Source organism: Fulvivirga marina, assembly GCF_016775155.1.
GTDB classification, from domain to species: domain Bacteria; phylum Bacteroidota; class Bacteroidia; order Cytophagales; family Cyclobacteriaceae; genus Fulvivirga; species Fulvivirga marina.
This window is the reverse complement of sequence record NZ_JAEUGD010000065.1, coordinates 1-18,910: the sequence shown is the minus strand read 5'-3', so window position 1 is coordinate 18,910 and position 18,910 is coordinate 1. Positions and strand designations below refer to the sequence as shown.

The following is an 18,910-nucleotide window of genomic DNA, read 5'->3' as shown; positions in this document are numbered from 1 at the left end:
GTAGAAGGTAGGTGCCATAGCCTGTTCAAAAACAGGCTATGGCGTAAATTTTAATTACCTATACGTTTACCAGATCCTACTTTTCCTCTTTGCTCCCTTTTTTCCCTCTCTCTCAGATCCATACGATCCCGGACACGTTGCTCCATTCTATCTTTGAACCTCTCGCGGTTTTCGTATCGCTTGCCATCCATATCCAGGTATTCACCATTTTTTAGCATCTCCTTTTTACCATTTTTGGGTGTATAACTTCCATCCGGTTTTATAACACCGCCATTCCCTAGTTTCCAGGGCTCATGAAGTTGATACTGCATATGATTTTGAAAGCGGTACACATTTCCATCTTGGAATTGGAAGTGAGGCTCCGACATAGCCGTTATTCGAGTTTGCATATGCTGGTGGTATTGTTGCTGCGAACGAAATTGGTTTCCTTCGCCATCTAAACATTCCCCATCAGATAGCCTGTTCTGCTGTCTGTTTTGAAGTCTGTAGCTGGCATCCGGATTAACAGTCATGCCATTGGGTAAACTTAATGTTTCATTCACACGGGCACGTACTTGGTTTTGTACATGATACAGTTGCCCATTATGTGCTTCAAAGTGTGCCTGGTTCATGGCCTGAAGCCGTACAAGCGCCTGCTGTCGAAATTGTTCCCGGGATGCATAAGAGTTACCCGCCGCATCGAGGTACTCACCTTGCTGCAATTGCATACGTTCCTGGTTTTGCAACTTGTAGCTTCCGTTGGGGTTTACAACCAGTCCGCTTTGCAGTTTTAATTGCTCCCTAACCGGCTCCTGTTTGCCGTTCTGCATTTGGTGCATTTGGCCATCCTGATACATAAAATGCTCCTGGTTAAGCGCTTGCAACTGCAGTTGCATGTGCTGGCGAAATTGATCCCGGTTATTGTACAGGTTGCCCTCAGGGTCAACACATTCGCCATCACGTAGCCGTTTTTGTTCCTGGTCTCTTAGCTGCAAGTTGCCATTTGGGTGGAGTACACCGCCATTGGCAAGGTTCAGGCGCTGTTGCAATTGCTTTTGCTCCTGATTTTGGATGCTTTGTACTTTGCCGTCAATAAACGTATAATGCAATTGGTTCTCTGCCTGATTGCGTAATTGCATTTGCTGCCGGAACTGCTCAGATGAACCATAAAAATTACCTTTCATATCCAGGCATTGACCGTTTTGTAATTGAAGTTTTAGACCGTTTGCATGTCTGTAGGTTCCATCCGGATAGACAATCGATCCGTCTTGTAATGCCAATTGCTCACGTAACTGAACCCGGTCTCTGTCTTGAATTTGTAAAACTTTACCATCCTGTATGAGCAGGTGTTCCTCCAAACGAACCTGATCCCGATCTCTTTCCTGATCTCGATCCTGGGCTTGTAATGTAAAGGCTATCATTACTGCCAGGAATGCATAAATTAGATGTTTCATAATATTGGTATTTCGGTTTTGTTGACGTAATTTCTAATGTATGGTACTGTATTGCGATGACGCTGGTATGCTCATTTAGAGATTTTTATTATTTAAGTATTACATGGTGGGCTGAAATATTGTCCTCGTCACTACCATCAACTGTCTGATATCCTTTGATTGGAGTAATTACCTAACGAGCTGTATTCATTTGATGACAAAGTAGATCTTTGTCATCCATTTAGAGGTGTCCTTTTCCTCTACAGGGTCAGAGTAGTATTCCTCGATAATTAGTTCCTTTTTTAAACCATTGTTTTTCAGGTACCCATCTAGCGCAGAGTAAGCAGGGTGGATGCTCTCATAAGAGCCATAATGGGTTGTGGTAATTACTTTAGCAGGTGGAGTTTTGAGAATTTCAAAATTAATAGACTGGGGGAGCTCACCTTTTACAGGCACTGCAGCCGCCAGGTCAGTTTCCTGTTTTGTTTCATCAATCGAAAAGTAAACTGCAGAAGGCACTCCATTTGTTTCAATACCGTTCTTTTCTATCCAAGAGTATATGGCCTTGTAGTTTTTACTGAAGAAATCGGAAAGCTGATCAAAGCGTAGTTTTTCCCTTTTGGTGATGAAGGTCTTTTGAGGCCAGTTAACTTCAACAATATCATATTTTACCGTATCTGTATAAGTCTCCCCCTTATTTAGCAATTTATTGATTCTTGTCAGTAAGATCTTGGCTTTTTGAGTAACATTAGCCAGGTTTGATGCTGATGAAATGCCATCGACGCTGTCCAGCACATAAGAGCCTTCGCCGGATGTGGTCATTACAATAAGTTTATTTTTGTTTTTTACATTCTCTACAAAGGCTTTGGCATCTTCCTGTGGCTGGGTGTATTCCCATGTATGTAGAATGGCAATAGCACCCCAGTCATCTTCATTTATTTCCGTTAGCTTATTTACATCGATGACTTTAATATAAACCGGTTTTGCCTTGAGGGCATCAATTACAATATTAACAACCGAGTCTTTAAATTCGCTGCCCTGAGTTGCAATAACAATGCGCTGAGAAGCAGTTGAAGTATTTATTTCAAATGGTTCAACATTCTTCATCATGTGCGTGCTTTTGTACCGCACGGCCAATAGAAAGAGGATAAACAAAATTGCCAGAAGGGATATCCAGAATTTATGCCAGTTACTCATGGTTGGTATACTTTGATAGAACTGGTATAAACCTAATTCAATAGAGGATTTATAGCGATGACGTCTGTTATTACTTACAATGATTTTGGTTCTTGGGGGCTATTCTATACAGACTTTACAGCTTTTTACGTCACTTTTTATGCCTGAATCTAACACCTGCTTTTTACGGGAATTGAGCCGAAATATGGTTATTCCCTTAAGCTTCATTTCCCAAGCAGAAAAGTATATATCGTGCACATCAGATGGTTTTGCTTTTTGTGGCAGGTTTATTGTTTTCGATACCGCATTATCTGTAAATTCCTGAAAAGCTTTCTGATGTTTAAGATGCCATGAAGGGTGTATCTCCGGTGCCGTCTTGAAAAGTGCTTTTACAGAGGAGGGTATACTTTTCATTCCACGAAGTGTACCTGTTTTTTCGATATGTGAGATCACACCTGCCGGATCGATATGCTTTTGTTTCAGGTATTCCAGTAGGGTGTTGTTACTTTCGTAGAGTGTGCTGCCTTCCAGAATGTGTTGCCTACGGTAGGCCAGGGCAAAGTAAGGTTCGATTGATGAGGAGGTATTAGCTAAAATTGATATAGTACCTGTAGGGGCGATGCAGGTGCGTGTGGCATTCCTTACCGGGATATGCTGGTTGCTGGCATGCTTTTGCCAATTGGTAAAGGGACCTCTTTCCCTGGCAAGCATATATGAGGCTGTCAGACTTTTTTCTGCAATGAACCGCATCAGGGTACGGCCTGTTTCTACAGCATGGTTTGAGTCGTAGGGTATTTCAAGTTTACTTAAAGCTTCTGCCCAGCCCATTACCCCAAGACCTATCTTTCTGTTTCCTTTTACCATATTTTTTATTCGCAAAGAAGGAAATTCACTAGCCTCAATTACATTATCAAGAAAACGGGTGGCCAATATTACGGTTTGCTCAAGGGCAGGCCAATCAAACTTCTTTTGCTTAATAAAAGCGGCAACATTAATGGAACCTAAATTACAAGCTTCATAAGGTAGTAGAGGTACTTCTCCACATGGATTTGTAGCTTCAATGGTACCTAAAGAAGGGGTGGGGTTAAATTGGTTAATGGTATCCAGGAATATAAGACCAGGATCTCCTCCCGACCATGCGTTTTCAATAATAAGATTCCATAGGTGTTTTGCTTTTACCACTTTTGTAATTGCTCCTGTCCTGGGGTGTATTAGTAGCCAGTCGCCATCTACCTGCAGGGCATTCATGAAATGGTCGTAAATCCCAATGGAAATATTGAAGTTAGTGAAGGCATTTTCCCTGCGTTTGCAGCATATAAACTCTTCAATATCAGGATGGTCAATATTCAGTATGCCCATGTTGGCACCTCTGCGTTTACCTCCTTGTTTAATGTAGGTGGTGGCAGTATTGAATATCTTCATGAAAGCAACTGGTCCGGAAGCCTGGCCCTGAGTGTGTATCAAAAGATCATTTTTGGGGCGAAGATGGCTGAAATTAAAGCCAGTCCCACCGCCACTTTTTTGAACTAATGCAGCTAGCTTTAATGAGGAAAAGATATCTTTCAGATGATCTTCCACTGGAAGCACAAAACAGGCACTTAGCTGAGGGGCAGACAGGCCTGCGTTCATGAGAGTAGGAGAGTTGGGAAGGAAATGCAATGCTGTTAGCATCCTATAGAATTTTTCTTCCCATACTTTAACATCAGTATTTGAACCCCAACATAACTCTGCCTGAGCAACAGCCTTGCTCACCCTCTGAAACATTTCTAAAGGTGTTTCGGTAACCTTGCCAAAAGTGTTGCGCTTTAAATATCGACTTTCGAGTACTTTTAACGCATTTTTTGAAAGTAGAACCTTCCCATTGGTTTTTGCCTGTAACATAATAGCCTCTATTAAGAGGAAATTAGATTACATTTGTTCATTTTCGAAATGACATACATTGGCAAAAACCGGGATATTTGTCATTCGTTAGTACAACAAGTTATTAAGTTACCAGTTAATAATGTAGGTGCAGCTATCACCGCCCTGAAGTCTGGTTTCTTTTGAGGTATCCAGAGTTACATTATACTTTGTAGAATCTTTGGGCTTAAAGCGAACCAGCATGGAGGTGATGATGCCGCGATCAAAATCACTTGGATACGGATTGTCGCAAATCATTACGGCGCGACGTTTCTTTTCGTCGAATTCCGTTACTTTATAACTCCCGATCTTTCCCTTGGTGTGGTTCATATGGTATGCTACGTCTATAGCATTAAGTGCTTTTTCCAAAGAGTCTATCTCAGGAGGAAACTTTGCATTTGAGGGAATTGCTTTTCCTATAATGTAAAGTGTGTTTTCTCCAATATTGTTATATATTTCTTTAAAAGCATCAAGCCATTTTTGCTGGTTGTACCATTCATCCATGTCGATATTCTCAAGTCCATGTTTTTTGAGAATGTTGAGTCTGGTGTCACGACCAAATTCCATAGCATTTACTACAGACATAATGGTTTGACCATTTACTTTAACATTGGGATCATACGAAACAAATTGTGCCATAATTATTAGTGTTTAGGGGTGGATAACATTACTGGAAATAAAATACGAAAATATTCTTATAATACATATAAAGTACGTGGTATAAAAACATTAAAAGTCTTTTGTAAGAGTAAAGTAGGGGGACAACTAATCAGGTTTGTTAACCTTTCTTTTGACCTTAGCCATAAATTCAAGGATATTCTTACGTTGATAACCTTAGTTAAATATAAGTATTAATACAGGAATAGTACATACAAAATTACTTATGTGTGAGACTATTTTCGGTTATGTTAATTGGCAAAGGAGCAAACAAAAACTAAAACCATGTTAAAGGCTTTTTTACAGAGGGCGGCTGTTTACCTTCAATATCGCAACTTTCAGATGGATGTGTCCGGCATGTCGGAAAATTAGACATTAATATTGGAGCTAAACACGCTATATGCCTCTTATAATGTAATCAGAAGATGCTAATGTTTTGAGCATCATTACCGGGGGCTTTTCATTAGGCTAACATATAAGTTGTAGTGTTCTATAACTGCAGTCTTTAGATAAACAAAATCACCTTGACTTGGTAAACCTAAAGTATCAACTGATTTAGATCAGTTTTTATGTTGCTTCACGTCATATAACATTGGTTGATAGTGTAATATCATTGTGGCTGGTATCCGGGAGTGTTTGTACTCTGTCCGAGCAAGTGTGGCTATCAATCTTGATATATGTTGTAAAGTGCAGGGCTAAAGATGAACAATATTGAGGTAATTTCACATTTTAGAAATGAAACCGAAACAACTAAAATATATAGATTATAATGACAGAAAAACTTGTAACAGCAACTGATAAAATAACGCTTGTGCAGAACAGTTATGGGAGGTGCTTGAGTAATGGTAAGGTACTTGAGACTTTTTATCAGAAGTTCCTTTCAAGCAGCGTTGAAGTCAAAGAAAGGTTTAAACATACGGATTTTGAGCAGCAGCATAAATTATTACGCCATGGCATTAATTTGATGATTATGTATGCTGCTGGTAACATTGCCGGGCAGGCTGGATTGAGGAGGATCAAGGATAGCCACAGCCGAGTTAGGTTAAATATAGACCCCAGGTTCTATAGCTTATGGAAAGATGCACTAATGAGTGCCATTGTACAGCACGATAAGAAGTTAGATGGGGAGACACGCCGGGCCTGGAATGAAGTACTGGATAAGGGTATCGAATTCGTTACATCAGGCTATTGATTTGTTTGTAGTGATAAAGAGCTGTATCAAACGAAGTATATGATACAGCTCTTTTTAATTTTTAGGAATGGGTAAGCCTTATTGACGTAAAAGATACAGTTTGTCCTAATATCCTTGTTGAAACTTAATTTTCCAGCCGCAATGTGAAAGAAATCACAACCCCCTTAAGCCCAATGGGGCTTTCTATTCTAAAATGGTCCATTCATCATTTTAGAATAAGTTTTCTACAATATGATGCATTTCAGCTTGGGTGAATTCTCATTCGAACATGGATTTTATGACTTCTTAGCCATGCATAGGGGCATTTGTAACCTGATGGTTTCTAGCATCAGGGTGACACAGTTCAGCTAGTTTTAAGGTATTGGCTTGTTGAAAAGCTGAACCCTATGAGTAACAAGTTCTTTTGGTGACGTATAGTAACAAAAATAACCTGAACTTATACCTACGTAATTTATTTACCTATTGTTTGAATTTGCTTGCGTGCCGTTATTCGATGATTAAATTAAATGCCCCTTTAACCAGAAACTGACTTCCTTTCTTAAAATCATTGCTATTAAGAATTTCTATATACCCTTGATGACTCTGGCCAATTTTAACTTCTTTTTTATCGAGATATATGTTTTCATTTCCATCTTCCTTTTTGACCAGTACAAAAAAACTGTCTTCTATATTTACTACAGCTTCTTCGGGAAGGGCAGAAGCAGGATGAGCAGCGGTCAATATTTCCGCTTCAGCGTACATTCCCGGAGCAAGTGTTTGATACTCTCCCTGATCTAGGTGTGCGTGAATAGCTATTGTTCTGTTTTCTGTATCAATTGACTTTCCTATCAGGTGAACAATTGCGTTGTATTCCTTATCAGCGTTCTGTATCCTGAATTTAACGGGTTGTCCTTCGCTTACAGATGATACATCTTTTTCGAATACGCTTAACTCCAAATGTAAGTGGTCTGTATTAGTTATCGTTACAGCAATGTCTGCTGGGTTTAAAAACATACCTTTGACGGCGTTTACAGAGGTTATGAAGCCGGAAATAGGAGCCGTGACCGCAATTGTAGACCTGATGTTATTTTCTTTGAGCAAGTCAGAGTTTATGTTCATAAGCCTGAGGTTTTTTCTTAAAGATTCATATGTAGCCAGTGTGACTTTATAGTCTGTTTCGGCTTTCAAAAAATTCTTTTGTGAAGTTATCTTGTCATTGGCCAGCTCTTTTTGGCGTTCATAATCGACTTTAAGGTAGTTTAATTGACTTTTGGCTTGTAAGTATTCCCGCTGCATATTGATGTAATCAGGATTTTCTAATGTAAATAATACCTGCCCTTGCTTTATGGGTTGTCCGGGGAGAAGTTTGATTGCTTTAACGTAGCCTCCGAAATAAGCGCTGACAGAGGCTTTGTTTTCAGGGGGTACATCAATAATGCCATTAGCAATTACTGATCGGGGAAAGTTATGTACACTAATAGTGTCCAGTTCCATACCCGAAGAAGTAAACTGATTTTGAGTCAAAGTAACTGTATGGTTAGTTGCCTCAGGTGTGTTAGTGGTTTCTCCTGTTTCAGGTTCATTTGCCGTGCATGAGATCAATGTAATGAGCACTGCTAATAGTCCGTTAATTTTTATAAGTTTCATGTCCTGATAGTTTCCTGTTTAATTAAAATACATAGTTGGCTTCGAGAATGGTGTGATTATATTTGAGCAAATTATCCAGATAATTTATTTTAATATCACCAGATTGCTCCAAAAGCTGAACGTATTGTAGAAAGTCAATTTCTCCTTCCTCAAATGCTCTGGATGCATGGCTAATTAACTCTTCGACCAGAGCTTTTCCATGGGTATCATAGTAATCTAATGCACTTTTGTACTGCTTGAGGTCTAATAGTAGCGATTGAAATCTTGCATTCAGTTGGATGTTATAATTGTCAGACTCCTGCTCTCGGATAGAGGTTTCGGTACGTGCTGAAGCTATTCGCGATCGATAGCTACTGTAAAACAATGGAACCGCTATACCCAGCTGGAACCCGGTATATGTTTTTGAATTTAAACCGTTGTTGGTGCCTTGAAAAGCCTCGAGTCTGAATTCAGGAAGCAACTGTCGTTTTTCAACCATAAGGTTGCTGTTGGAGAGTTGCAGCATCTCCTGATAATATTTTAACCCTGTATGATTTGAGGAGATCAATGGACTTATTGCCGGACTCAGACGCGGCATCTCAACCTTAGATATTGTATAACTAGAATCAGATTGCATCCATTGCTGAAGTTGGAGGTATGATTTTCTTACTTCTTCCAAACCTTGTTGCAGGGAGAGGTTTACAGCTCTTTGTTTGGTCTCAGAAGTGATTTTTTCCAGATAGTTGCTTTCTCCCAGTTGAAACTTGCGGTTAGCTGCATATGCAAACTGACTATACAAGCTGTCAAGATACTGATAGTGGTCCACCACTGTTTGCCAGTATATCACTTTGTAATACACTTTAGATACTTCTTTAGAGATCATGGCAGCATCCAGTTCGTGTTGTAACTTTGCCAGGTTTATACGGTTCTCCTGTACACTTTTCTTAGCGGTATATACCGTGGGAAACTGTAGAGATTGACTTACTCCCCAGACTTTTAATGGTACCCCATTCTCTGCCAGGTTGTTTTCGTCATAGCTATAGTAAAGCTCTGTTTTACCTGGGGAAAATGCCGTTTTTGAAAGCTGTTTACTTTGTTCAATACGTTCAGCAGATGCTTGCAGGCCTTTGTTATTCTCAAGAGCGATCCGGATGGCTTCATCCAAAGATAATGATTGCGTTTGTGCATTAGCAGTAAATGATAGAACCGATAATGCTATAATGATCAGGCTAGCAAGAACTTTGGAGCCAGACCTTTTTGGTTTTCTGTCAAAGATGGCATACAATACTGGAAGGACTACTAGCGTAAGTACTGTCGCAGTAATCAGGCCGCCGACAACCACTGTGGCTAACGGGCGTTGAACTTCAGCTCCTGCGGAGGTCGACACGGCCATAGGTAGAAAGCCTAACGCTGCGGCAGAAGCTGTTAGCAGTACGGGTCTTAACCGTTGTTTAGTTCCTGTAATGATGCGTTCATTGATGTCATGCAGGCCATGCGCTTTTAATTCTTTAAAATGTTCAATGAGGACAATACCATTAAGTACAGCAATACCAAACAATGCGATGAAACCAACTCCAGCTGAAATGCTAAATGGCAGGCCGCGCATGTAGAGCAACAGTATACCTCCAACTGCTGCGAGAGGTATGGCACTATAGATCATTAAAGCTTCTTTTACAGATCCAAACGCAAAATAGAGCAGCACAAAGATGAGTAAAAGGGCGATAGGAACGGCTATCATCAGTCTTTCCCTGGCAGTTCTTAAATTTTCAAATTGCCCACCATATTCCACTGTGTACCCAACAGGCATTTTAACCTCATTGCTGATGATACTCTGCACATCCTGAACGACTGACTCCAGGTCCCTGTTACGAACATTTACTCCAACCACAATTCTTCGCTTAGTGTTATCTCGTGAGATTTTTGCCGGACCTTTGGCATAGCTTATAGAAGCAAATTCGCTTAATGGAAGTTGGTTGCCATCTGGCATTTGGATAGATGCCTTCTTTATATTCTCAATATCTTTTCTGTGCTCCTCATCAAAGCGAAGGACGAGATCAAACTGCTTTTCACCTTCAAAAATGGTTCCTGTTGTGGAACCGGCAAAGCCTGTGGTAATGATCTGGTTGAGGTCGGCTATATTTAGTCCGTACTTGGCAATTTTTTGCCTATCATACTGGACAGACATCTGTGGCAGACCGGCAATTTTTTCTACGGTAATATCGGCGGCGCCCTCTACATTTTGTATGGCCTTTTGTACTTCCATAGCCTTTTTATAAAGTATGTTCAGGTTTTCTCCGAAAATCTTAATGGCGAGGTCTGCTCGAACACCTGTAATAAGTTCATTGAAGCGCATTTCTATTGGCTGCGTGAACTCGTAATCAATCCCTGGAATCTCCTCCAGTGCTTCTTTAAACTTATCTGCAAGTTCATCTTTGCTATCAGCAGATACCCATTCGCTTTTAGGGTGCAACTTGATGATAACATCACTTTCTTCCATAGACATGGGGTCAGTAGGTACTTCTGCAGCACCAATACGGCTTACAACCTGATCCACTTCAGGGAATTCTTTGAGTATTTTTTCCATTCTTGTGGTTGTTTCAATGGTTTTACTCAATGAAGTTCCTGTTTTGAGTACCGGCTGGATTACAAAATCACCTTCGTCTAATGTAGGTACAAACTCACCACCCATTTTGGTAAAAAGGAATCCTACAACAATTAAAAGTATACTGGCCATTGTCAGTACTGCAATTTTCTGTTTTAGAGCCCACTTAATAACCGGTTCATACTTCCTTTCAAGAAATGAGATAAGGCGTGATGAGATGGTTGATTTTTCCTGTGCAGATGGCTTAATAAACAAGGAGGACATAACAGGGACATAGGTAAAACAAAGAATCATGGCTCCTATGAGCGCAAAGCAGAAGACCTCAGCCATAGGCCTGAACATTTTGCCTTCTACGTTGATGAGTGAGAAGATTGGGATAAAAACGATAATGATGATCAATTGGCCAAATACTGCCGAATGCATCATTTTAGACGCACCCTGAAAGGTGATGTTATCAATAAAAGTTCTCCTCTCATGTTTGGGGAGAGACAGCACTTTATTTCTCTCGCTGGTTATTTTAAAGGCGATAAATTCTACAATGATCACAGCCCCATCTATGATGATCCCAAAGTCTATGGCTCCAAGACTCATTAAATTGGCATCAACACCGAAGATATACATTAGAGATAAGGCAAAAAACAGGCTCAGAGGGATAACCGAAGCTACCACTAGCCCTGACCGCAGGTTGCCCAGTAGTAGTACTACCACAAATATTACTATCAGACAGCCGAGAATTAGATTTTCAGCAATGGTAAAGGTGGTTTTTCCTATCAGCTCACTGCGCTCCAGAAAGGGGTTGATGGTGATACCCTTAGGTAATGAAGATTGTATTTCACTTACCCTTGTTTTGACGGCTTCGATAACAGCTTTAGAGTTAGCGCCTTTAAGCATCATCACCTGCCCCAATACTTTTTCGCCTTCCCCGTTTCCTGTAATAGCACCAAAACGTGTGGCATGCCCATATCCGACAGTTGCTACATCTTTAATATAAACCGGTACGCCATTGCGGGTTGTCACTACAATATTTTCAATGTCTTCCAAAGTACTTACGAGGCCCTCTCCACGAATAAAAAAGCTTTCATTTGTCTTTTCTATATATCCACCACCGGCTATGCTATTGTTTTTAGCCATGGCGTCGTATATACTGGTTAATGAAACCTTCATGGCCCTGATGCGCTCTGGGTTAATTGCTACTTCGTACTGTTTGAGGTAGCCGCCCCAGGTATTAACCTCCACAACTCCGGGAATGCCGGCAAGTTGTCGTTTGACCACCCAGTCCTGGATGGTACGTATGTCGGTTATAGTATATTGATCTGAATATTCCGGCTTTACATCAATGATGTACTGGTATATTTCTCCCAAACCCGTTGAGACCGGTCCCATAAAGGGTTGACCAAATCCTGCTGGTATTTTTTCTTCGGCATTTTTGATTTTCTCAGCGATGAGCTGCCTTGGCAGGTAGGTGCCTATGTCATCATCAAAAACAATAGTTACTACGGAAAGACCAAATTTTGAAACAGAGCGTATTTCTTTCACGCCAGGTAGGTTGGCCATTTCTAGTTCTACCGGGTAGGTAAGAAATTTTTCGACATCCTGAGTTGAAAGGTTACGCGAAGTAGTGATTACCTGTACCTGATTATTGGTGATGTCCGGAACAGCTCCAATGGGTATATTCATTAATGAATAAATACCAAAACCGATGATCCCCGCCACAAGAAGTAGTATGATAAGCTTATGATGGATGCTGTAGTTGATAATGCGCTCTAACATTTTATTTCCTTTAGAATGATACATCAAAGTTGCAACCACATGCCTAAAGCTTTTCTCAACCTATTCTTAAAGTTTGCTTAAAACCGTTGCCGTGAATGGCAGGGCGGTTCAGGTTAGCATAGGGAATTTAATAATCACTTTTGTGCCCTTTTTTAGTTCACTTTCTACGGATATAGTTGCTTTAATTGCTTCTGCTGCTTTATATGCTATTGACAGTCCCAGGCCGGTTCCTGCTATCTGTTTATGGTCAAGCGCATCTGATCTGAAAAATGGATTAAAAAGATGCGGCATGTCCTCTTTTTTAATGCCTATTCCATAATCCTGAACCTGGCAAACGATATTATTTCCAACTTTTTCAACGGATATGTGAATCTCCTTACCATGATCAGAATATTTGATGGCATTGTTTATTACATTGTCAAGTATGAGGTTAGCGTAATACCTGTGTACTGCAATGTCTTTAACTTGCGAATTAACTTTTATTTTTACTCCTTTTTGTTCTATCTCCGAGGTGTGCCTTAGAAGTATTTCATCCAGGAGAGCTATTAGCACTACCTGACCCTTAGCGTGTGTCTTACGGCTATCATAAAACCGGGCTAGCAATAGCAGCTGCTCAAGGATGTCGGTCATGCGATCTATTTCTGTAAGGCTGTATTTGACCTTTTCTTCATATTCGGCCTGCGTTCTGGGTTTTCTAATCAATACCTCAAGGGTGCCCCTCAGTGAAGATAATGGTGTTCTTAATTCGTGCGATGCATCAGAGGTGAATTGCCTTTCCCTTTGCATGGCATTTTCCATACGCTCTAATAATGCATTGATGGAATTGGCCATGTCATAAAGCTCGTCTTCGTTAGCCGGAAGAGGAACACGCTCGTTTAAACTATTTTGTGTGATCCTTCTGGAAGCATCAGTGATCTTTCTGACAGGGATTATACTTTTACCAGCAAGGAACCTTGAAATGAAAAATAATCCGATCAGTACAACAGGGTAGGAGATCAGTAAAATGTAATTCAAGTCTTGGAGTACTTCACTGGCAGGTTCCAGTGATACCGCTGCCAAAATATAACCTTTGGTTTTCCCCTGATACATTACAGGGAGCTGTACCTGCCGAATTGCCCGATTATTAAGCTTGGTGTCAAAATGTTCTCCAAACATGGATTTGTAAAACGGAAGTTGTTGTTCTTTCAGGTTTGGAGATTTATCCATTAGCTCACCTTTTTCGTTAAGAATCTGGATAAAAACCGGATTAACCTGGGCTTCACGATGTTCCCTTTCTTCCCATTCGGTCTTATTTATGAAGTATATGATGTCTTCCTCGAACTGGATTTCTTTGGTGTGCTTACTTGCCTCGTAGGAGAGGGTACTATCCAGGTTTTGATAAACGGTACCTTTGACTGTGATGTATAGAACACCATATAGTACAGCAACCACTATGGCGGTGGCAATCATGTAGTAAAGTGCTATTCTGTTCTTAAAAGTGGTCTTCATACCTCCCGGGCTATATATCCAACTCCTCTTACGGTCTGTATGTAGTTCTCATCTTTGTCAAGCTTCAGTTTCTTTCTCAGGGCATTAATGTACACGTCGATCACACCAGTATTATATTCAAAATGAATATCCCATACACTTTCTATGATCCTTGTTCGGCGGCAGACCTTACCCTTGTTTCTCATCAAGTATTCCAAAAGCGCAAATTCTTTTTGAGTCAGCGCTATCTCTTCATCATTTTTGAAAACCTGATGAGTATTTGTGTTCAAGGTAATATTACCCAGGTTAAACTTGTAATGTTCACCTGACTTAGGTCGTAGTTGCACTTTAATGCGTTCAAGGAGCTCATCAAAATGGAATGGTTTTTTGATGTAGTCATTGGCCCCGGTTTGTAAACCAAATATGGTTTCTTCAACAGTATCTTTAGCAGTCAGAAAAATGATAGGTGTTTCCTTGTAGGTTTTTCTGAATTGCCTGCAAATCTCTATACCACTCATGCCGGGTATCATCCAGTCAAGCAACAGCAGGTCGTATTCGCCCGACAGGGCCAGTTCAAGCCCTTGATGTCCTTTCTCTGCAATATCTACAGCAAATGACTCCTCTTCCAATCCCTGTTTCAGGAAATTGGCTATACCAGGCTCATCTTCCACTATCAGAATTCTCATGATACAAATATCGTGAGTATAAGTTAAGTTCTTTTAAGCTATTTCTTAAGGTTTGCTTAAAAAAAATGGTTTATTGGTATTGCAAATACAAGTATCAGCACCCTACACTATGCAGTTTTAGCTAGCTATTAAGTAGCTAACTCATCCTTTCCGGCACCTACAGACTGTGTTGCAGTTTTTTGGGTGCCCTCAGGTGTGGAGATTGATTTATGTTTGGAGAGACCATGTAGATTTTGTTTGATGAATCCTTTTGGAAATTGCTCTATTCCCGGAAACCCAAGCCTGATATCCCTGCCATCATAGGGAATGTAGTCCGTTTTGAACAGGTAGTCCCAAATGCTTAGTGTCAGACCAAAATTCACACCCAGAGGTTTGTCTTTTGGTAAATCATAGGCATGGTGCCAGATGTGCATTTGAGGGTTGTTGAATATGTACTTTAATGGACCAAGGTTCAGCTTGAAATTAGAATGGTTGAAATGCCCTACAACCAAAGTGAAAATATGAATGATAAAGAAGTCTCTTAACCCGATACCGATCAAAGCCAGAGGAATATATTCTATGGAGCGGTAAACGACATTTTCCATCCAGTGAAAACGAAGATGTGCGGCAAACCCCATTTGCTCTACCGAGTGATGAACTTTATGGAACTCCCACAATGCAGGTACCTTATGCAAAAGTCTGTGAACCCACCATTGAACAAAGTCACGCACGACAAAACCTATCAGCAGGTGAGTCCATATCGGCCAGCGCATAACTTCAAAAGCTAGTAGGTTGGTAATTCCAATAGAGGCTAGCAGGTCATTGAAAAAATGTACGACCACATTTGACGCTGCATTATAAATGATCAGAGAAAAAAGGAAGAAGTTAAAGAACATATAGAATACGTCTAGCCAGAAATCCTTGCGGAAAGGAGGCTGATCCTTTCGCCAGGGTCTAAACCACTCTACACCAAAAAAGAACAAAGAAACACCTATAAGCCAGTAAAAGTAGTTATGCCATGAAGGAGAGGTTATCTCCTGCCAGAGGTAATTGGCATATCCCGTATAGGAGTCTGCGATGAGCTGTAGGTATTCCATCATTTTATTAGTCCTGCTTTAAGTTTTTTCCTCTTTTTTTCCAATCTGCAATACCTCCTCCCAGGTCAACGATGTGAGTAAAGCCCTGCTCTTTGAGTATATAGGAGGCAGATGCACTTCTTCCACCAACTGCGCAGTAAACAAACACAGGTTGATCTTTTTTTAGTTTACTTATATCATTCTTGAATGAAGGAGAGTTATAATCTATATTAACAGCATGCTCCAAATGACCACTGCTATATTCTCTGGCTGTTCTCACATCCACAAGTTGAGCATCAGGGTACTCATGTAGCATGGCTTCGAATTTTTCGCTATCCACTCGCTCGATTTTTCCCGTTTGCTGTGTGGGTTTTGTTTCTTGTCCATTGCTTCCTTCTGAATTTTGTTTGCAGCTAGCCAGAGAAAGGCTGGTTGTGATCATGATTAGAAATATCGTTTTTATCATTGATATGGTTTTAGTTGACATGTTATGCAAATCTACGATATTGCATTTCTTTAAATTGTAACCAATGTTACTTAAACGCTTTTGTAATTACATAATTTTGATTTGCTTAATATAAGTTAAAATAATAAATGATTGGGAATAAAGACCATGTGAGACTTGGTTTGAGGGAAAACTGGCTTCAGTTTCTGCTTTTGGTAATCATTAATGCTTTTGTTGGAGGTATGGTTGGGCTTGAGAGGAGTATCTTACCGCAGTTGGCCGAAGCAGAGTTTCAAGTGGCGGCAAAAACGGCGATACTATCATTCATTGTTGTATTCGGTGTTTTTAAAGCTAGTTCCAACTATTTTACCGGTGCGTTGGCTAATACATTAGGAAGGAAAAAGCTACTGGTTTTGGGTTGGCTTGTGGGGATTCCTGTGCCCTTTATACTGATGTATGCGGGAAGCTGGGAATGGATCATTGTTGCAAACATATTATTGGGGGTCAATCAGGGGCTAGCCTGGAGCAGTACAGTGGTAATGAAGATTGATATAGTAGGGGAGAAGCAACGTGGATTGGCAATGGGCTTGAATGAGTTTGCCGGATATCTTGCAGTAGCTGTTGTGGCATTTTTAACAGGCTATATTGCTTCAGAATATGGTTTGAGGCCTTATCCATTTTATTTGGGTATAGGCCTTGTCTTTGCTGGTTTTTTTTCAAGCGTCTTTTTGGTTAAAGAAACGCACCACCATGTGAAAAAAGAAGCAGAGAGTAACCTGGTAAAGCGATTGGAAAATGTTTTTATTGATACATCATGGAGAGATCGTAACCTGGGTACTGTAACACAGGCAGGCTTGGTGAATAACCTTAATGATGGAATGATGTGGGGGCTTTTGCCCTTAATACTAACCTATCGAGGGTTTGATCTGGAGCAAGTAGGAGTGGTAACGGCGGCTTATCCTGCTGTTTGGGGACTGGGGCAGCTTTTTACAGGTAAAATGGCCGATCATGTAAATAAAAAACGAATGCTCTACCTTGGGATGTTGTTACAGGCGGTGAGTATTTTATTGCTTTTACTGGCCAGTACTTTTATACATTTCATAGTGCTTGCCGTGGCGTTGGGTTTGGGTACGGCTCTGGTTTATCCTACATTTCTGGCTACAATTGCGGAGTTTACGCATCCTTACGACAGGGCTCAAAGTCTTGGTGCTTTTAGATTCTGGCGTGATCTGGGATACGCTATCGGAGCCGTTTTAACTGGTGTGCTTGCCGATTGGCTTGGTATGCTTGTGCCGGTGCTTGTTATTGGTTTGCTCACCTTATTATCCGCGGTGGTGATTATGATTCGCATGCAGAATTCTTCGGTGGAGAAAAAGCATAAAGAGAAAGAACAAGTTGAGATATAATCAGTTTTATATTTAAAAACGAAGGTTATTATGAATTACTATAGCAACAAATTGATCAAACATGGCCATTTTGATAAGGTCATACAAAAGGTGACCGAAGCTTTGAAGGAAGAGGGCTTTGGGGTACTTACCGAAATTGACGTGAGGGATACATTCAAGAAGAAGATCGATGTGGATTTCAGACCATACAAAATTCTTGGGGCATGTAATCCGCAGTTTGCTTACAAAGCGCTACAAGCTGAAGATAAGATTGGTACTATGCTACCTTGCAATGTGATTGTGCAGCAGACAGATGTTGATACCATAGATGTGGCGGTAGTAGATCCTGTTGCGTCTATGCAGGCTGTAGGAAACAAAGACCTGGAGAGTATTGCCGGAGAGGTTAGGGACCGCTTAAAAAGGGTGTTGGAGAAGTTGTGATGTTGATCTTCTGTAAATAGTAAAAGGTAATCTGTAATTAGTAAACAAATAAAAATAAATTATTGAAAATCAGAATATTGAAAATGTTTATAGTTTCTAAAATTACAATTTGCCAAGTTTTTGCCAAGTTTTGAATTTTTTCTCCAAAATTTGGCAAATTGTCATATATCCCGATCCCTTGTTGAATATAAAAACAATTTTGTCAGTGACAAAATTACAGTTTTAAGAATGATCTGTCAGGTTGAACCCTTCCCTTGCAACTTATGCTTCTTACTGAAATTCAATGTCATTGACCGAGTTTTTTTAGTGTGGATCTGAATATTTTCACCTCTATATGTTTACCTATACCAGCCATTTTGTACTACAATGGTTACCCCATGATCATTTGCAAATTTTTTATTATTTTTTTTAAATAATTCACGCAACATTTTTTATGTTTATACTTTTAAAGTACTATAAAACAGGCTATTAAGTTTTATAAACAGTAAATCAACAAATTTTGGACACATTTCTTCTTGAGACTTTTCACCATATTATGGAAGGTGACCTGAACCCTTTCATGAACAAAAACAGGGATTTTAATAAGTTACTTAATGAACAGGTTGATGGTGGAGCAAAGCTATTGTCCTATAACCATACTTACTTTACAGAAGACCATATAGAATACGTAGATGCCAATAGCTATTGGTTCAAAGGTCTGCATGACATTTACCCGATGTATTCGAAACATCAGATAAGAAAGGATAAATATCCGAGCTTGCTCACCAAGGTAAATAACCTTCCTGCAGATCGAAAAGTGATAACTACTTTCCAATATTACCCCGGACAGATAGAACTGATCCTTGAGGTTGATGTTAAGCATCTGACGAATAAAGAGGCCAGGTTTTACTATTATAATCTTTTACTAAGCCAGGAATACAAAAGGGTAATAGATACCCTCTACCAGAAATTGTTTTCTCTTACCGATGAAGGTTTACTGAACCGGTATATTAAAAATCTTCAATTGCTCCTGGAACGTTATATTCATACGATTGACAGCGACTATAATCCAGTGGGGTCTTTGGAATGGCACCTGTTAATAGACGCCGAATTTACTGAGCGGGATATTTTCAAATTAA

The 18,910-nt window shown here is 40.1% G+C and carries 14 protein-coding genes; 4 read left to right on the top strand and 10 right to left on the bottom strand.

Annotation, left to right across the window (positions count from 1 at the left end; genetic code table 11):
• Window positions 1-50: 50 nt before the first annotated feature.
• The 4 genes from JMN32_RS20670 to JMN32_RS20655 form a co-directional block, all read right to left on the bottom strand.
• Window positions 51-1,433, bottom strand: a complete 1,383-nt coding sequence (locus JMN32_RS20670) for a DUF6799 domain-containing protein (RefSeq protein WP_202858283.1) — start codon at window positions 1,431-1,433, stop codon at window positions 51-53.
• Window positions 1,434-1,619: 186 nt separating this feature from the next.
• Entirely contained in the window at window positions 1,620-2,609 is a 990-nt protein-coding gene (locus JMN32_RS20665; protein WP_238354570.1) for a GyrI-like domain-containing protein, read from the bottom strand.
• A 99-nt stretch (window positions 2,610-2,708) separates the two neighbouring features.
• Window positions 2,709-4,469 carry an adenosylcobalamin-dependent ribonucleoside-diphosphate reductase gene (locus JMN32_RS20660; RefSeq protein WP_202858281.1) on the bottom strand — a complete coding sequence of 587 codons (1,761 nt, stop codon included), beginning with the start codon at window positions 4,467-4,469 and terminating at the stop codon, window positions 2,709-2,711.
• Between the two features lie 108 nt (window positions 4,470-4,577).
• Window positions 4,578-5,126, bottom strand: a complete 549-nt coding sequence (locus JMN32_RS20655) for a hypothetical protein (protein ID WP_202858280.1) — start codon at window positions 5,124-5,126, stop codon at window positions 4,578-4,580.
• A gap of 787 nt (window positions 5,127-5,913) precedes the next feature.
• Here JMN32_RS20655 and JMN32_RS20650 point away from each other — a divergent pair.
• On the top strand, window positions 5,914-6,336 hold the full coding sequence (locus JMN32_RS20650; protein WP_202858279.1) for a globin: 423 nt from the start codon (window positions 5,914-5,916) through the stop codon (window positions 6,334-6,336).
• 486 nt (window positions 6,337-6,822) lie between these two features.
• Here the strand turns inward: JMN32_RS20650 and JMN32_RS20645 are convergent, their stop codons facing one another.
• The 6 genes from JMN32_RS20645 to JMN32_RS20620 form a co-directional block, all read right to left on the bottom strand.
• Window positions 6,823-7,962 carry an efflux RND transporter periplasmic adaptor subunit gene (locus JMN32_RS20645; RefSeq protein WP_202858278.1) on the bottom strand — a complete coding sequence of 380 codons (1,140 nt, stop codon included), beginning with the start codon at window positions 7,960-7,962 and terminating at the stop codon, window positions 6,823-6,825.
• A 22-nt stretch (window positions 7,963-7,984) separates the two neighbouring features.
• Window positions 7,985-12,313 carry a CusA/CzcA family heavy metal efflux RND transporter gene (locus JMN32_RS20640; RefSeq protein WP_202858277.1) on the bottom strand — a complete coding sequence of 1,443 codons (4,329 nt, stop codon included), beginning with the start codon at window positions 12,311-12,313 and terminating at the stop codon, window positions 7,985-7,987.
• A gap of 108 nt (window positions 12,314-12,421) precedes the next feature.
• On the bottom strand, window positions 12,422-13,801 hold the full coding sequence (locus tag JMN32_RS20635; protein WP_202858276.1) for a sensor histidine kinase: 1,380 nt from the start codon (window positions 13,799-13,801) through the stop codon (window positions 12,422-12,424).
• A complete protein-coding gene (locus JMN32_RS20630) occupies window positions 13,798-14,466 on the bottom strand; it encodes a response regulator transcription factor (RefSeq protein WP_202858275.1) in 669 nt (222 codons plus the stop codon). The genes JMN32_RS20635 and JMN32_RS20630 overlap by 4 nt, the downstream gene beginning before the upstream one ends.
• 128 nt (window positions 14,467-14,594) lie before the next feature.
• Window positions 14,595-15,545, bottom strand: coding sequence for a sterol desaturase family protein (locus JMN32_RS20625; RefSeq protein ID WP_238354569.1), 951 nt, complete (start codon window positions 15,543-15,545; stop codon window positions 14,595-14,597).
• Between the two features lie 4 nt (window positions 15,546-15,549).
• On the bottom strand, window positions 15,550-15,987 hold the full coding sequence (locus JMN32_RS20620; RefSeq protein ID WP_202858274.1) for a rhodanese-like domain-containing protein: 438 nt from the start codon (window positions 15,985-15,987) through the stop codon (window positions 15,550-15,552).
• Window positions 15,988-16,115: 128 nt separating this feature from the next.
• On the opposite strand from JMN32_RS20620, the gene JMN32_RS20615 reads away from it, so the two are divergent.
• The 3 genes from JMN32_RS20615 to JMN32_RS20605 all read left to right on the top strand — a co-directional run.
• Entirely contained in the window at window positions 16,116-17,372 is a 1,257-nt protein-coding gene (locus JMN32_RS20615) for an MFS transporter (protein ID WP_202858273.1), read from the top strand.
• 30 nt (window positions 17,373-17,402) lie between these two features.
• Window positions 17,403-17,792, top strand: a complete 390-nt coding sequence (locus tag JMN32_RS20610; protein ID WP_202858272.1) for a DUF302 domain-containing protein — start codon at window positions 17,403-17,405, stop codon at window positions 17,790-17,792.
• 499 nt (window positions 17,793-18,291) lie between these two features.
• Window positions 18,292-18,910: hypothetical protein (locus tag JMN32_RS20605; RefSeq protein ID WP_202858271.1), on the top strand; the 619-nt coding region annotated here is incomplete at its 3' end.

Coding starts and splice junctions, on each gene's coding strand:
- JMN32_RS20670 (WP_202858283.1), bottom strand. CDS start 1,433: ATGAAACATCTAATTTATGCATTCCTGGCAGTAATGATAGCCTTTACA.
- JMN32_RS20665 (WP_238354570.1), bottom strand. CDS start 2,609: ATGAGTAACTGGCATAAATTCTGGATATCCCTTCTGGCAATTTTGTTT.
- JMN32_RS20660 (WP_202858281.1), bottom strand. CDS start 4,469: ATGTTACAGGCAAAAACCAATGGGAAGGTTCTACTTTCAAAAAATGCG.
- JMN32_RS20655 (WP_202858280.1), bottom strand. CDS start 5,126: ATGGCACAATTTGTTTCGTATGATCCCAATGTTAAAGTAAATGGTCAA.
- JMN32_RS20650 (WP_202858279.1), top strand. CDS start 5,914: ATGACAGAAAAACTTGTAACAGCAACTGATAAAATAACGCTTGTGCAG.
- JMN32_RS20645 (WP_202858278.1), bottom strand. CDS start 7,962: ATGAAACTTATAAAAATTAACGGACTATTAGCAGTGCTCATTACATTG.
- JMN32_RS20640 (WP_202858277.1), bottom strand. CDS start 12,313: ATGTTAGAGCGCATTATCAACTACAGCATCCATCATAAGCTTATCATA.
- JMN32_RS20635 (WP_202858276.1), bottom strand. CDS start 13,801: ATGAAGACCACTTTTAAGAACAGAATAGCACTTTACTACATGATTGCC.
- JMN32_RS20630 (WP_202858275.1), bottom strand. CDS start 14,466: ATGAGAATTCTGATAGTGGAAGATGAGCCTGGTATAGCCAATTTCCTG.
- JMN32_RS20625 (WP_238354569.1), bottom strand. CDS start 15,545: ATGATGGAATACCTACAGCTCATCGCAGACTCCTATACGGGATATGCC.
- JMN32_RS20620 (WP_202858274.1), bottom strand. CDS start 15,987: ATGATAAAAACGATATTTCTAATCATGATCACAACCAGCCTTTCTCTG.
- JMN32_RS20615 (WP_202858273.1), top strand. CDS start 16,116: ATGATTGGGAATAAAGACCATGTGAGACTTGGTTTGAGGGAAAACTGG.
- JMN32_RS20610 (WP_202858272.1), top strand. CDS start 17,403: ATGAATTACTATAGCAACAAATTGATCAAACATGGCCATTTTGATAAG.